Genomic DNA, 16,036 nt, shown 5'->3' on the forward strand with positions numbered 1-16,036 from the left:
CTTTTATTATAATTATAATATACACTTATAGGGTCATTATTTTAAATAAATTTTTATTCTATATTGTATACAGCTCTATTATCTATCCAACTACTTCTTTGGTATATTTCTTTCTACTGATTAAATAAAATACACCTTGAATTATAGCTCCAATTAAAAGTATTACTATAGATTTCTTCATAATTAATCCTGTTATTTCAGAATAACAAGAAACAACGGCATACAATAGATATACTCCTAATCCTCCACCAATTAATATTGGTAAAAAGAAGATTATTGCTAGTTCCTTACTTATTATAGATTTAACTTCCTTCCCTAAGGTTCCAATTCTATTTAATGATATAATTCTTTCTTCTTCTTCATCTATATCCGATAATACCTTATAATATAAACATATTCCGTTAGCAATAATAAATAGCAATCCCATAAATATCATAGTAAACAATCTTATACCCTTTTTATCTAACTGCGCTTTTATAAGCTCTTCTTTATATATAGGCCTATATGATTCTTTATCCTTATTTTTGTCAGTTGCTATTCCCCCTAGAATATTTGCTTCATTCCAATAAGAATTATCTAAACCACTTTCTTCTCTTAAATAATTCACTAAATTTTCAAAAGCTTTATCCCCATTTTTTATATTCATTAGGTGCACTTTCTTTATTGAAGAACTCCTTATACCAGCCTTTAAAACCTCATAACTCTTATCATCCACAACAAAGGCTGTTCCTAAACTATAATTTGATATATTTTTAGTATTTATAAAAGGTACACCCTTTTCTTTCTTTATCTTATCTTTACTTAAATATAATTTATCATTTTCTCCAACAATCTTTTCATAATCTTTTTTGCTCAATAAATAATCATTTTCTTGTGATGCAATTTCATTAATTTCCTCTAACTGTTTTTCATCCATAGTTACTAAAGTAGCTGCTGAATATTCTCCCTCAATTTCTTTATTACTTATATTTATATCAAGAGCTTCGTCTAATTTTATATCTATACTTGTTTCCATATGTTTATTGTAATTTGTCTCACTTATAACATTCTTATCACCAAAGAAGGCTAATTGTTCTCCCTCTACTGTAAAAATATTAACTTTTATATACTCTAATACACTATACTTTTCTATTTCCCCATTATTTTTCTTTATAATATTTTGAATATGTTCCTTTTCTACTCTATTATATTCATCAGTCTCAACAAACATAATATCATAAGGATTATATAAATTTACGTCTTCTCTAATTGAGAAGTAATCTGAATAGCTAAATCCAACAAAAAACATAGCTCCAGTTACTAATAATGAAAGCATATATATAAGACTTTTATAACCTAAAAATCTATGAGATAAATTTGATAAAACTAATAAATTTCTATTATATAATTTTGGAAATTTACTTAATAACCTTTTAATTAGATAAATAAATGACCCAATTAACATATAAGGACATATTAAAAATGATGCTACAAAAATACCAATCATATAAGACTTACCTCTAAACATTTCTCCTCTTAAAACCTTAGGCAAACAATATAATAATATTATTAATATTATTAATGATATTATTCCTATTAATAGGTTTGCTTTTCCTATTTCCTTTTTTTTATTAGCCTTTATAGCATCAATTATAGATACTTTTCTTATATAAAATATATTAAATATAAAATTACCTAAAAATATTAATACAAAAACTCCTATACTTAATAAAAAGCTTTTATAGTTTAACTCATATAAAATATTAGTTTCTATTAATATTTTGTTTAACCCCATATAAAATAATCTTCCAAATAAAGCTCCAGTTACAATTCCAGTTAACAATGATGCTATCATTATTCCTAGGTTTTCTACAAATATAAGTTTAATTAAATCCCTTGTTGTCATCCCTAAGGTTAGGTACATTCCAAACTCTTTCCCTCTATTTTTAAGAAATGATATATTTGTATAAGTTATAAAAACTATTGAAAATAATATTATCCCTATTAATGATGTTTTAACAGATCCATATAAACTTGATACTTTCCCTATACTTTGAATTATTATAGAGTTAAATATTAAACTTCCATACATAAATAACATTGCTATAATTAGTGAATTAACAAAATAAAAGGATATATACTTATTAAAATTATGAGTGAAATTCTTTCGCACTATAGAGGAAAACTTCATTATAACTCCCCTCCTATAACGCCTTGAACTTCAAGTATTTTATCAAAAAACTTTTTTCTGTCCCCACTCGATACAATTTCTATTTTGATTTTTCCATCTTTAATAAATATAATTCTTCTACAAAAAGATGCCGCAAAAGGATCATGGGTTACCATAAAAACAGTGCTTTTTATTTCATTATTCATTTTACTTATGGTTATCATTATATTATTAGCTGATTTAGAATCTAAATTTCCAGTTGGTTCATCCGCAAATATTATAGCTGGATCATTTATTAATGCCCTTGCAGCTGCTACTCTTTGTTTTTGTCCTCCTGAAATATGATATGGATATTTTTTCTTTAACTCTCCAATATTAAAGAAATTCATAAGCTCACTAACTTTGCTTTCTATTTCCTTAGGATTTTTCTTATCTAAAATAAGTGGCAAAGATATATTTTCTTCAAGAGTTAAGCTATCTAAAAGATTAAAATCTTGAAATATATATCCTATGTTTTTTCTTCTAAATAAAGCTAAATCATCTTTTTTCATTTTACTAATATCTTTATTATTTATAATAATCTCTCCTGAAGTACTCTTATCAACTCCAGAAAGAATATTTAGTAAGGTAGTTTTCCCGCTTCCACTAGGACCCATTATCCCAACAAACTCACCCTTATTAATTTTTAAGCTTATCCCCTCTAAAGCTCTAACTTCCTTAGCTCCTTTATATGAATTATAAACCTTAGTTAAATTATTTACATTTAATATCTCCATATTTCTATCCCCCTTTATATTAAACCCCTAAAGAAAGTAATGTATAAACCATAGATCTAGTAATGTTTTCTTTATGGTTTTAAAGATATTGTGTGTTTTAAGATTACACATATCTTATAATATAATTATAAAGGAGAATCCATTTTTCTATAATGGATTCTCCTTACATAACCTTACATTTTTGAAAGGTTATTGATTTCTATATAACACTTTCATTATAAAACTCTATTTTAATCACTGTTTCAAAGCTTCTCTCTGATTCTATAAAATATAACCAAAAAAGTTCCTATATTTGAACTATAGTAATTTTTATTTTATAATATTCTAAATTTATGCTGTGGTCTTCCTACCTTTCCATACTCCACTAATTTTTCTAATTTCCCTTCCTTCTCCATATATTCTAAATATCTTCTAACCGTAACTCTAGCTATCTTTATTTTTTCTGATAACTCTTCAGATGTAAAATACTCTTTATCTCTTTCCTCGATTTCTTCCCATATAGATTTATAAGTATATTTATTAAGACCTTTTACAAGACCTTCCTCTTCCTTACCTACAACTGAATTTAAAATTAACTTATCTAATTCAGTTTGTTCGATTTCACTTCCTTTTTTAAATTCATGGTGTCTTTCCTTAAATTGAATAAGGGCCTCTTTAAATCTCTCAAAACTAAAAGGTTTTATTAAATAATCTGTAGCTCCATATCTAAAAGCCTCTTGTACTCTACTTGAAGTTTTATCTGCAGTAATTAAAATTACATCTACATCAATCTCCTCACTTCTTAGCCACTTTAAAAAATCAATTCCATTTTCCTTAGGAAGAAAAACATCTAACAATATTAAGTCTGGCTTCCTTGCCATAATAAATTTCTTAGCGTCAGTAAGATTACCCACTGCTTTATACAAATTAAAGCCTTCCACCTTTTTTAAAAATTTTGAATTTATCTCTCTTACCATAGGATCATCTTCAACAATCATTACATCAATCAATCTATTCACCCCTTATCATAAGTATAGTTATATCCTAAAGAACTTCTTTCTAATGCTTATTTAACTATTCTTCCAAAATTTATATAGGTATAGTTATTTCCCAAAGAACTCCTTTATCTCCCTTTAATTCAATACTTCCCTTAGCCTCTTCAATTATTTTCTTTACAATATACATGCCATGTCCTCTTTGACCTTCTTTAGTAGTAAAACCTTGCTCATAAACCTTATTTCTGTATTCTTCTTTAATTCCAGGACCATTATCTTTAACTTTTATTTCAATATTCTCTTTATGTTGTACTATTTTTATATAAATCTCTCCACTTCCATCATTACTAACTGCATCTAAAGAATTTTCAATTAAATTACCTACTATTGATATAATCTCCTCAGATGTCATATAATCAGGAAGCTTTGTAAGATTAGATTCCTCATCTATCTTAAACTTAACTCTGCTTTCTTCAGCCTTATTATACTTAGAAAGTAATATTGCTGATAAAGATGGATCCTTTATTTTTTTAGTTAAAATACTACTTATTTCATTTCTACTATTAGCCACATTGGATATAAACTGCAGTGCCTCCTCGTATTCCTCAAGCTGTATTAACCCTCCAATAGTGTGGAGCCTATTCATAAATTCATGATTTTGAGCTCTTAAGGACCACGCCATCTTTTTTGCACCAGTAAGTTCCTCTGCTAGTCTTGTAACCTCTGTCTTATCTCTAAAGGTAGCAATAGCTCCTACAATCTTACCTCTATCAGTTATAGGAAGTCTATTGGTCATTATTATAGTGTTATTTATCCTCTGTTCTTTTTCAAATTCACCTTTTCCTGTTTCTAGTACTGTAGTAAGCCTTGTGGTTGGAAAAACATCCTCTATGCTCTTACCTATAATATCACTCTTATCCATACTATTTTCACAATGTAATATATTTAGTGCTGAATCATTTATAAGAGTAATTTTCCCTTTACTATCAACGGCTATTAACCCTTCATAAATTGCACCCAAAATTCCCATTTTTTCATTGTAAAGCTTTGTTATTTCTTCTGGTTCAAGGCCTAGTAAAGTATTCTTTATATTATTAGATAGTATAAATGCTCCTACTATTCCTACTGTCAAACCACTAAAGGAAATTAATGTTATATATAATATTGCAGTATGCTTAGCTTCTCCAATGCTTTCTATAAGTGTACCTACAGAAACAAAGCCTATTTCATTTTTATTTTCCCTATCATATATTGGAACAAAAGCTCTTAAAGATTTTCCTAATGTTCCAAGGGCCTCAGAAATATATGTATCACCTTTTTTAACTACCTTAAATTCATCCCCTCCTACAAATTTTTCCCCTATCATCTCTGGATTAGGATGGGAATATCTAATTCCATCAATATCAGCTACTATTATATATTGAATCTGGTCTAAAGTTTTAAGCTGCATATGAACATAAGGTCCAATTTCTCTCTTAGGGTCCTTTATCTTAAGTGCATCTATTACTTCACTAGAATGTGCTACCATCTCAGCCACATTCATAATATTAGTTCTAGCTTTGCTTTCAATATTTTTATTCATCCATGAGGCAACAAAGAAAAGAATTATAGATATAGAAGTAATCACTACTATAATAATTAAGATAGTGAGCTTTGTTTGTAGCTTCATTGTTTTTTTCATATTAATCACCTCAACTTTAATATGCACAAATCTAAATATTATAATTAAAAAACACGGAATCATAGAAGACTCTGAATGCAGATAGAAGGATTAATATAGGAATATATACTCAAATCCTATTATATATCGCTTCTTTCATTATTGTCTTCCATTTTTCCGTGTTTAATTTAAAATCTATCTATGCACTAGCTTGACTATTTAATTTTTTCATTTTATTGTTTCTAAGAAATTTAAATGCATAAGAAACAAGAAACGGACAAAGAATAGCAGATATTACACATGCTGCAGCAACCTGGGCAGTAGCTACTGTTGCTATTGTTGCTACTGTTGGGTCTATTGCTGCAACAGCAGCTGGTGTAGCTACAGCATTACCTGCAGTTGATCCTGTTGCAAGACCAATTATAGGCTCTTCTTTAAATAACTTTAATAATATATAAGCTCCTACTCCAGTAAAGGTAGCTATTACTCCTAATAATATACCAGGACCTCCAGCTTTTATAATAGTTTCAAGATCCATTCCTGCACCTAAAGGAAAAGAGAAGAATGGAATTAATAACATTTTACTGCTTCCAAGAAATTTTCTCATATCTGGATCTAAATTTCCTAAAATCATTCCTATTACTATTGGAATCATTACTGCTACAAGTGACATAATAGGAATTTGAACAAGTCCTGAAGCACCTAACGCAACCAATGTAAAAAATGGACCATCTTTTAAAGACAATAATGCATAAGCTCCTACATCAGTTTCATCTCCATACTGTGAAGCAAGAGATGCATATAATCCCCCATTACAATTTGTTAATGCTGAAAGAATGGCTATTGGTGATAAACCTAATACTCCAGCAGGTCCAAAAATTTTTCCTACTAATATACCAATACCAGCACCTACTATAAATTTTCCTGATATTAATATTGCACCTTTTTTGATTGCCTTTGGTGCTAATTTAAAATTAATTTGTGAACCAATTAAAAACATAAAGCAAGCTAAAATAGTATGTGATGCTTTTGCGCTGAATAATGCCGTTGTAAAACCACCAATGTTTAAAACCTGTGGGAAAAATGTATTAACTAGTACCCCTAAGAAAAGTGGAACAACCATCATACCACCTGGAATCTTATCGAGGGTTTTCTTAATTGGAATTTGCATATATATGTCCTCCTATTTTTCTATTTGTATCTCTGCTGCACCGCTTTCTATTGCTACTTTTTTAATAGCTTCTGCTACCTTAACTGCAACATTTCTATCTAAAGCATATGGAATTACGTTATTCTCATTTAAGTCTTCATCTTTTATCATAGAAGCTATAGCATAAGCTGCTGCTATTTTCATTTCCTCATTTATTTCTTTTGCTCTAACATCTAAAGCGCCTCTAAATATTCCTGGAAAAGCTAATACGTTATTAACTTGGTTTGGAAAATCTGAACGCCCTGTTCCTATTACTCTTGCACCAGCTGCTTTTGCTTCATCTGGCATAATTTCTGGAGTTGGGTTTGCCATTGCAAAAATTATTGAATCCTTATTCATAGCTCTTACCATATCCTGTGATACGATTCCTGGAGCAGATACCCCTATAAACACATCAGCACCTACTAATGCTTTTGCTAGTGTTCCTTTAATATTATCTGGATTAGTAATCTTAGCTAAATCCTTTTTAGCTTCATCAACATTTTCAATTTCTCTATAAAGAATACCTGACTTATCACAAACAATTAAATTTTTAACTCCAGAAAATAATAATAATTTTGTTATTGCAGTTCCCGCTGCTCCAGCACCATTTACTACTACCTTAAGATTTTCCATTTTCTTTTCTACCACTTTTAAAGCATTTATAAGTCCAGCTAGAACCACTATAGCTGTTCCATGTTGATCATCATGAAATACAGGTATATCTAATTCTTTTTTTAATCTTTCTTCAATCTCAAAACATCTTGGTGCTCCAATATCCTCTAAATTTATTCCTCCAAATCCAGGAGCTATAAGCTTAACAGTTCTTATTATTTCCTCTACATCCTTTGTTGCTAAACAAATTGGGAAGGCATCCACCCCTGCAAACTCTTTAAATAATATTGACTTACCCTCCATTACAGGAAGTCCAGCTTTTGGTCCTATGTCTCCTAATCCAAGAACTGCTGAACCATCTGTTACTACAGCAACTAAATTCCCCTTTGAAGTATACTTGTACACGTTTTCTTCATCTTCATGGATTTTTCTACAAGGCTCTGCAACTCCTGGAGTATAAGCTAAACTCAAATCTTCTTTTGTTTTAACTTTTACCTTGCTTACCACCTCAATCTTTCCAACTTTTTCTTCATGTAATTTTAAGCTTTCTTCAAAGTAATTCATTTATATCATCCTTCCTCTTTGTTAATCGTTTACCGTAGTTAAAGCATATCAACAAATTTAATACATTAAAATATTATGAAAGTTTAAAATAAATTTTGGTCATAAAGAATATTTTGATATTTTTTTAACAATAAAAATGGGCTATCTCACCTTTTATTGTGAGACAGCCCATTTTAAAATTATTATTATTATTTTAAAGCTTTTCTAATTATATCTAGATTTAATTCTCCTGTAGAATCTACTAATAAATCTGCTCCAAATAGATCTCCTACCCCTATTGAAAAAATCTCTGCCCTATTTATTGCCTCTATTCCAGCTTCAGCATCTTCAATAGCAACACAATTACATGCATCTACCCCTACCATTTCAGCAGCTTTTAGAAATATATCTGGTGCTGGTTTTGAATTTTTTACTGCTTTTGGATCTGCTATAGCATCTATCTTTTCTAATAGATTTAACTTTTCTAAAATATATGGTGCATTTTGAGAAATAGATGCTATTGATATTTTTATATTATTATCTATTAACTCATTAAACAAATCTACAATCCCTGGTAAAACATCATCTGGTGTAAGTTTCTTTAATAACTCTTTATATAAATTATTTTTTTTAGTTCTATAGTATTCTTTTTCTTCTTCTGTTAATGATGTAATATTGCCATGGGCTAATATTCTCTCAAAGGATAGTACCCTATCTACACCTTTAAGCTTCTCATTAAACTTTTCATCTATTTCAACCCCAACTTCTTTAGCTATAGTCTTCCATGCTATAAAGTGAAACTTTGCTGTATCTGCTATTACTCCATCTAAATCAAATAATACTGCTTTTATTTCCATTTTGAAATATCTCCTGTGAATGGTTCAAATTCTAATTTTACAGGACTTTGTCCTTTAAATTCGCTTCTACCAAGTAATTTATCTACTAATGAATCTAGTACCTCATCTGTTGATGCATAAGTATTAACAACTGTTTCTACATTGTCTAAATCATATTGATGATATGGGTTAGCTATGGATATCATCATAGTTGGAACTTCATTTACAAACCATGGTGAATCAAAGCCTCCAAATGATTTGTATTCAACTCTTAAGTTTGTCTGATTGGACTTTGTTGGTTTATTTATGAAATATATAAACATATCATATTGTTTTCTAAACTCTTCTATACTTTGAGATATTTGTTTCATTCCTGCGAAAAGATCTGAGTGATCTATCTCTTCAAAAATAAAGCCTTCTTTACTCATTTTATCTATAAACTTCTGATACTTCTTAGGAGCTGGCTTTTTAAATTTAAGAGCCATTCTCACATAGAATGGAAGAGATTTTGAGTTTGATAATAAACTAAATATATCATCATCACAGCCTAAGGGAATTATTCCTATTCTCTTTATTTTCTTATTATTTAAAGGTAATAAGTTTTGGGTATCCTTAACTAAAGTTATACCTTCATCAGCTATCTTCTTAGCCCATGCTTTATGGTCAGCATCTCCAACCTTATCAAGTTCTCCTGGAACTAGATTATTACAGCTATGAAGATTTTGATATGCCTTGAGTCCTAAAATACGATCAAGAGCATCATTTAATCTTTCCTCTGTTATAATTCCCTTTTTGTATCCATTCATCATAAACTTATAATCTTCTGCAAAATTCTTAGGGAATAATAACATATCAATGCCATTAGCTATACACATAGGTACTAAATCTTCCCTTCTACCATGTGCCCCAAATCCAGTCATTAATGTTGAATCTGTCATAACAAGACCATTAAACTGAAGATCTTTTCTTAATAAACCAGTTAATAAGTGTTTAGATAAGCTTCCTGGAGTTAGTCTATCCTCATCTTCTATATTATTCTTATCATAGTATGAAGGGAAAGCAATATGCCCTACCATAACACCAGTTGCTCCATTATCAATATTTTCTCTGTATACTTTTCCAAAAGTACTCGTCCAATCTTCATAAGATAAGCTATTTACAGTTTTAATAACGTGCTGATCACGTCCATCTACTCCATCCCCTGGAAAGTGCTTAAGAGTTACAGATCCACCATGCTTTTGAACCCCATTAGTATATGCCTGTCCCATCTTTGAAACTAAGTCCACTTTATCTCCGAAGCATCTTATATTTGCAATAGGGTTTTCCCAGTTAAAGTTTATATCTAAAATTGGTGCAAAAGCCATATTCCCACCTAGTGCTTTTGCTTCTTTTATACAAACTTCACCTAACCTAAAAGCATTTTCAACATCATTTGTTGCAGCTACTATCATCTCATTACCAACTTCTGTTCCCTCTTCTGCTAATCCATTAGCTCCAGCTTCTAAATTAGCAGCTAAAAATAGAGGAATCTTAGCTTCTTCTTGTAGTTTTTTATGTGCATTAACTACAGCTTTTGCCTTCATTGGTCTAAGCATCACACCACCTGGCTTTATTTTAGAAATCAATTCAAGAGTTTCCTTCTTGTCATCTCCAGCCATTGTAAAAAATAGTTGTCCTATTTTCTCTTCTATTGTCATTTTATTCTTTGTATCTTTTACCCATTTTATTTGTTCTTTATTTAAATAAAATGGTTTTTTAGTTAAATCTATACTCATTTTTATCTTTCCTTTCTCTTTGCTAAATCCTCCATGATTTGTGGATATTTTTTATCTACATCATTGAACATCATAATAATTGCAAATATTAAACATCCAATTGAAGGAATCCATAAATACAGCCATTCTATCATTATATTTACATCAGTTGACTGCACATCTAAGCCAGCCTTATACCCTGCTAAACCTAATAATCCTCCAACTATGGCAGCACCTATACCACCACCAACTTTTGTACCAACACTTGCAGCTGAATAAGTTAATCCCTCTACACGTACTCCTGTTTTCCATTCACCATATTCTATACTGTCTGCAACCATAGCAAAGAATCCACTTTGAGAAACTCCCATTATCGCTCCACTTACTATAAGGTAAGCCACAATCAATGGTAACGATTTATCTATCCTAATAAAGAAATAAAATGGTATTGTAATAATTGCTAATAATACGCTTGTATATATACAGCTCTTTACCTTTCCGAACTTCTTGTATAAAGGTACTGATGCTAACATACCAACTATCATTCCTGGTAAGGATATAATGGATAATATACCTACATATTTAGGATCTCCTAAGTTATATTGAGCAAAATATGCTGTAGTAGCCATTCTACAAGTAAATGATATAAAAGATACACATCCAGCAATTAGTAATAATATCCAAGGCCTATTTTTAAATAAAGATTTTACTCCTACTTTTAAGGGAACGTTATCACTATTTTCATCTGCTCCCACTCTTTCTTTAGTTCCTTTAAAGGTTATAAAGAAAAACATAGCTCCTACTAATCCTAGTACAAGAAAAGTTAAGGTGTATCCTATATTCTCACTTAGAACTGGTGCAACTACTGATACTAATAATATAGCAATCATAGCTCCAGCGCCTCTTAATATACTTAATACTCCACGTTCTTGTTGGTCATTAGTCATTTTAGCACTTAGTACTCCGTAAGGAATATTTATTCCTGTATATATGATCATTGTAAGATTATATGTTATAAAGGCATACATAATATTTACCATATTACTTGAAGTATTCGGTGACCAGAATGTAATAGTTAAAGATAAAGCTAAAGGTAATGAAAGCCACAATAAATATGGTCTTGCTTTACCATGTTTTGATTTAGTTTTGTCTACTATAATACCAAAAATAACATCTGTGAACCCATCAAAAGTTCTTGATATTAATAAAATCACTCCTGCTGCAGCTGCTGATATTCCAGCTTTTTCAGTCCAATAGAATAAAATTAATAAAGATAATCCTTGAAAAACAATATTTGATGCTAAGTCACCAGCAGCATAACTAAGTTTTTCCTTCATCTTAAGCTTTCCACTATTTGCTGATTTTTCAACTTCTACTATCATAACTACCACCCATTCTTTTCTTAATATTTATTATTCTTAAGTTTTAATTTAATACTTTTCTACTTACATATATTCTTGATTTAATGGAACCGCTCCAAACATATTAAAAAATTTTCCCAAATAAAATTTATTTTTATAATTGCTTTTGATATTGAATAGCCTATTTCCCCCTAATGCTAATCCCCTAGTAAAATAGTTAAAACACTTAGTGCTACAAATAAAAATTTCTTATTTAATCTGATTTGTATTCCTCCTAACTTTATTTACTAAATAAGAATTAATAAAATTTTTCACTGAAATTATTTATGACTATCCTTCTTATCTATTAGCTATTACATAGGAATTTAAGTTTAAAATTTAATTTATCCATCTGACTAAAACCTTATAAATTAAGGATATTTTAATGAATAAGTTAATTATTTATATTAAAACCCTATACCTAGATTATAAGATTGAATAATTAACTTAACCCTCCAACTTTAAACTAAATAACTTCCAATAAATGACCTTGTATACATTTTCATAAATAATGGATTGCATAGAAAAAGGGACTTGATTAATTATCAAATCCCTCTTTTTGTTATTAATATATTTTTTTCACAATAATTAGTTGTATTTCATGGGGTAGAACTTCCGTTTCTATACTTATGTAATCATTAACATCTTCCACCCATGTTTTATAACCACATTCCGCTGCCTTTTCCAAATATCTATATCCATCCTTAGATAAGTCATCTGGTGCTCCCATTTTAACCCAAGCATCAAAGGAAGAACCTTCATCTCTATTTACTCTATATCTCTCAAATTGATATTTTCCACTTTCTATATAAAGCTTTAACTTATAATCTCTTTCACCTGCATCCTTAAATACATGATATCTATTTGTTTGTGATATTTGAGAATAATCAAGTGATCTGTATAAATCATTATAGTGACAATAGTTATAAAACAATAATTGATAATCCTCATTTTTCTTTGTAATTATTAACCCCTTATCTTTATAAACAATGTCTTTTCCTAGCTTATTTAAAAACTCATAAGCATGGTAACTTGCCTTTTTTATTCCATTGTAGGTTATAAGTCCAAATCCGCCATGAAACAATGGTTGTTCTAAGTTAAACTCTTCAAATAAATCTGTAAAAGTCCAAAATCCCATTCCATTAACTAAATTAGAGTTTTCAATACATGTTTTAACTATAAGAGCTGCCATAAAACAAGTATCATGAACTAAATCTCTGGAGTTCATACTAGAATTCCATTCTGTAAGCCAATATTCCTCATAGTTCATATTTAACTTAGAACCTATATCTACCATTTCTTTTATAGTTCTATTTATATAGTCTTCATCCCCAAATTCCACTATATCACTAAAATCATAATCACTCATTCCTAAACTTTTATTTGATTTAATATACTCAATTCCTTTATTAAACCTTTGATCTTCATGGATATTATCATAAATACTTTTTAAGTGATATGCATGAAATGAAAAGAAATCTAAATAACATCCATGCTCTTTTGAATAATCTTTAAAGTCATTAATCCAGCTATTAAAATCTCCTAATTTTAAATTACCAAAACCACCAACCTTAAGGTTTTTATTGATGGATTTTATTTTCTCATAGGTTAATTTAAAAAAGGTAAAGAATTCTTCTCTACTTCTATCCCAAAATACACTTTCTAAATTTGGCTCATTCCAAAATTCAAAGTACCATTTTTCTATTTCCTCTACCCCATATCTATTAATAATATGCCTTACAAAAGCATCAATCATATTTAGCCATTTTTCCATATTATTAGGGGCACTTGTATAACATGACCACATAAATACTTGATTATCTGAACTAACTAACTTTTTAGGCATAAACCCTAACTCTATAAATGGTGTTATTCCTAAATTCAGCACTGAATCTAATAAACTATCTATATGATTAAAATTATAATATACATCTCCCTTTATATTTTCATTATACACAAGCATTTCATCAGAAAATATTCCATGGAATCTTACATATTTGAAGTTATTATCCTGTTGAATCATTTTAAGTTGATTTAATAAATCATATCTTAACCCGTAGGTGGCATGACCAAAGGTAATTAACTTATTCCAACTATTTTTAAGTTCTCCTATAACTTCATTAGTTTCTATTTCAAAATCAGTATAGTGGCTTTTCTTTACTTCAAAATCACTTTCATTAAATCTTAAATATTCAAATACCTTTGCTAAGGTCTCCTTACTATTAATATTTAAATAATTAATCTTCTTATCTTTAACTTCTTTTATGCTGTTAACTTCTCTATACTGATTAGGGGTAATGCCTAATATACTCTTAAAAACTCTATAGTATGACTTTTCATCAGCAAACCCATGTCTATGTGCAACATCTATAATCCTATCCTTGGTAATTATTAAATCATTTAAGGACTTGTTTAATCTTAAAGTATCTAGAAATGTCTTAACGGATATCCCCATGTTTTCCTTAAAATATCTTGAAATGTACTGGGAGTTTAAAAAGAATTCCCCTGCTATTTTAGGTACAGTAAGACTATCGTCATTATAGTTATCATTAATATATTTAACTATGTCATGTAATCTATTCTCACTTTGTTTTACTACAGTATATTTACTTTTATCATTAACATTAAATTTATTTAAAAGAATTATAATAAGGTCTAATAAATATCTTTTTATTAAAAGTTCATTTGGTTCTTCATTATTTATAACTACATTCATCATCATTGCAAGTGTAGCTCGTATTTTATTATAAACCTTTTTATTTTTAGAATCATCCTTACTTGAATCCAAACTAAACTCTATATCTTTCAAATCTATATCAAATTTATTTAGATAGGTTTTATTAAATTGAAAAATCAATAATTGGGCTTTTTCTAAATAATCTGTTGATTTTACATAATGAATTACATTGCTATTTATTAAATAAAGATCCCCTTCATTTAATACTGTAATCTCTTTACCTACAAAAATCTCAACACTCCCCTTTAAAATAAATAATATTTCTACTTCATCATGCCAATGATAAGGAAATGCTTCTAGTGTTTGGGTAAATATTTTAATTTGTGTGTTTGAATTATGATATATATTCTCATATTTATATTGCATTGTTATTCCCTCAACTTATTTAAATAACTTTTAAATATTATGTTAGTTAATACTAACAAATATCAATAATATTATCAACTTACTAAGAATGCTTATATTCACACAAAAATAGTCAATCTCATTAACTATTTCTATAATATTTTTTAGCTTTTTTCATACTCCTCTGTAAATATATTATCCACTATTCTTAATTACACTCTTTGTCATCCTCTACATCTTCATACCAGAAATTATTTCTTGGATTTTTTTAATTTAGAAAGTTAAATTTCTTCTGATTATTATCTCATTGATTCTTAATATGTGACATGATATACTAAAATTGTAACACTATTCCGAATAATCTTGCATAATAAAATTAAAAAGTTAGTGTTATATAGGAAAAAGAAAAGATATGGCAAAGTTTTCAAGAAAAAAATAGCTAAATTACATTTAGACAAAGGTAGGACTTTAACAGGTCTTGCAAAGTAACATAACATTTCTAAAGCTACCATCAGTGGTTGGACTAAAACTTTTAGTGAGGATAAAATTTCCCATACTGTACATGATAAATTAAAAAAACTAAAGAAACGTACATCTAAATTTGAAAAAAGAATACAATTTTGAAATGGTCAGTAATCTTTCATAAAGAAACCTAAGTATGCAAAAAGAAAACCTTATCATATTGTAAAGCATTGTGAATAGAAAATTTAGAGATCCAATAAAAATTTAAAATGATGTACAAGCTTTATGTATATTAGGTTTAATTAATTTTATAAAATCAATAAGGGTATTTTCTAACATTCTATGTAAAATTAAAGTAAATAGCTATTTACTTTTTCACTAGAATATATTGTAGCTATTCATTACTCTAATGATCTTACAGTTCAAACTTCAGCATATTTTATGAATTCTATGCTATAGGAAAAGGTTTTCTTAAAGAGTACAAAAATATAAGAATTCATTAAACCACTGAATGATATATAAACACCTATGATAATATGAAAATTTCATTTTATCATATTATGACTTTTAATTTATAAAAGTCCAACATAAAATCT

Annotated in this window: 10 protein-coding genes; all 10 read right to left on the reverse strand. The window is 28.7% G+C overall.

Annotated elements, in window-relative coordinates:
- Window positions 1-82: 82 nt before the first annotated feature.
- Window positions 83-2,170 (reverse strand): ABC transporter permease, encoded by a 2,088-nt coding sequence (locus tag BR69_RS0101100; protein WP_027631524.1) that lies wholly within the window; start codon window positions 2,168-2,170, stop codon window positions 83-85.
- On the reverse strand, window positions 2,170-2,925 hold the full coding sequence (locus BR69_RS0101105) for an ABC transporter ATP-binding protein (protein WP_027631525.1): 756 nt from the start codon (window positions 2,923-2,925) through the stop codon (window positions 2,170-2,172). The genes BR69_RS0101100 and BR69_RS0101105 overlap by 1 nt, the downstream gene beginning before the upstream one ends.
- Window positions 2,926-3,239: 314 nt before the next feature.
- A complete protein-coding gene (locus tag BR69_RS0101110) occupies window positions 3,240-3,914 on the reverse strand; it encodes a response regulator (RefSeq protein ID WP_027631526.1) in 675 nt (224 codons plus the stop codon).
- Window positions 3,915-3,993: 79 nt separating this feature from the next.
- On the reverse strand, window positions 3,994-5,580 hold the full coding sequence (locus BR69_RS19650; protein WP_051623438.1) for an ATP-binding protein: 1,587 nt from the start codon (window positions 5,578-5,580) through the stop codon (window positions 3,994-3,996).
- A 178-nt stretch (window positions 5,581-5,758) separates the two neighbouring features.
- Window positions 5,759-6,730, reverse strand: coding sequence for a 2-keto-3-deoxygluconate permease (locus BR69_RS0101120; RefSeq protein ID WP_027631527.1), 972 nt, complete (start codon window positions 6,728-6,730; stop codon window positions 5,759-5,761).
- 12 nt (window positions 6,731-6,742) lie between these two features.
- Window positions 6,743-7,927, reverse strand: a complete 1,185-nt coding sequence (locus tag BR69_RS0101125) for an NAD(P)-dependent malic enzyme (RefSeq protein ID WP_027631528.1) — start codon at window positions 7,925-7,927, stop codon at window positions 6,743-6,745.
- A 188-nt stretch (window positions 7,928-8,115) separates the two neighbouring features.
- Window positions 8,116-8,763, reverse strand: coding sequence for a beta-phosphoglucomutase (gene pgmB / locus BR69_RS0101130; protein ID WP_034849020.1), 648 nt, complete (start codon window positions 8,761-8,763; stop codon window positions 8,116-8,118).
- Window positions 8,754-10,517 (reverse strand): glycoside hydrolase family 3 protein, encoded by a 1,764-nt coding sequence (locus BR69_RS0101135; RefSeq protein ID WP_027631530.1) that lies wholly within the window; start codon window positions 10,515-10,517, stop codon window positions 8,754-8,756. The genes pgmB and BR69_RS0101135 overlap by 10 nt, the downstream gene beginning before the upstream one ends.
- A 2-nt stretch (window positions 10,518-10,519) precedes the next feature.
- Window positions 10,520-11,878 carry an MFS transporter gene (locus tag BR69_RS0101140; protein ID WP_027631531.1) on the reverse strand — a complete coding sequence of 453 codons (1,359 nt, stop codon included), beginning with the start codon at window positions 11,876-11,878 and terminating at the stop codon, window positions 10,520-10,522.
- Between the two features lie 583 nt (window positions 11,879-12,461).
- Window positions 12,462-14,999: a GH39 family glycosyl hydrolase gene (locus tag BR69_RS0101145; protein ID WP_027631532.1), complete on the reverse strand. Its 2,538-nt coding sequence runs from the start codon at window positions 14,997-14,999 to the stop codon at window positions 12,462-12,464.
- Window positions 15,000-16,036: the final 1,037 nt, after the last annotated feature.

Source organism: Clostridium hydrogeniformans DSM 21757 (assembly GCF_000686705.1).
In the GTDB taxonomy this organism is placed as follows: Bacteria; Bacillota; Clostridia; order Clostridiales; family Clostridiaceae; genus Clostridium_Z; species Clostridium_Z hydrogeniformans.

What these genes read in the sequence shown, in the direction of transcription:
- pgmB (WP_034849020.1), bottom strand. Translation starts at nt 8,763, where the DNA reads ATGGAAATAAAAGCAGTATTATTTGATTTAGATGGAGTAATAGCAGAT.
- BR69_RS0101140 (WP_027631531.1), bottom strand. Translation starts at nt 11,878, where the DNA reads ATGATAGTAGAAGTTGAAAAATCAGCAAATAGTGGAAAGCTTAAGATG.
- BR69_RS0101105 (WP_027631525.1), bottom strand. Translation starts at nt 2,925, where the DNA reads ATGGAGATATTAAATGTAAATAATTTAACTAAGGTTTATAATTCATAT.
- BR69_RS0101100 (WP_027631524.1), bottom strand. Translation starts at nt 2,170, where the DNA reads ATGAAGTTTTCCTCTATAGTGCGAAAGAATTTCACTCATAATTTTAAT.
- BR69_RS19650 (WP_051623438.1), bottom strand. Translation starts at nt 5,580, where the DNA reads ATGAAAAAAACAATGAAGCTACAAACAAAGCTCACTATCTTAATTATT.
- BR69_RS0101145 (WP_027631532.1), bottom strand. Translation starts at nt 14,999, where the DNA reads ATGCAATATAAATATGAGAATATATATCATAATTCAAACACACAAATT.
- BR69_RS0101120 (WP_027631527.1), bottom strand. Translation starts at nt 6,730, where the DNA reads ATGCAAATTCCAATTAAGAAAACCCTCGATAAGATTCCAGGTGGTATG.
- BR69_RS0101135 (WP_027631530.1), bottom strand. Translation starts at nt 10,517, where the DNA reads ATGAGTATAGATTTAACTAAAAAACCATTTTATTTAAATAAAGAACAA.
- BR69_RS0101125 (WP_027631528.1), bottom strand. Translation starts at nt 7,927, where the DNA reads ATGAATTACTTTGAAGAAAGCTTAAAATTACATGAAGAAAAAGTTGGA.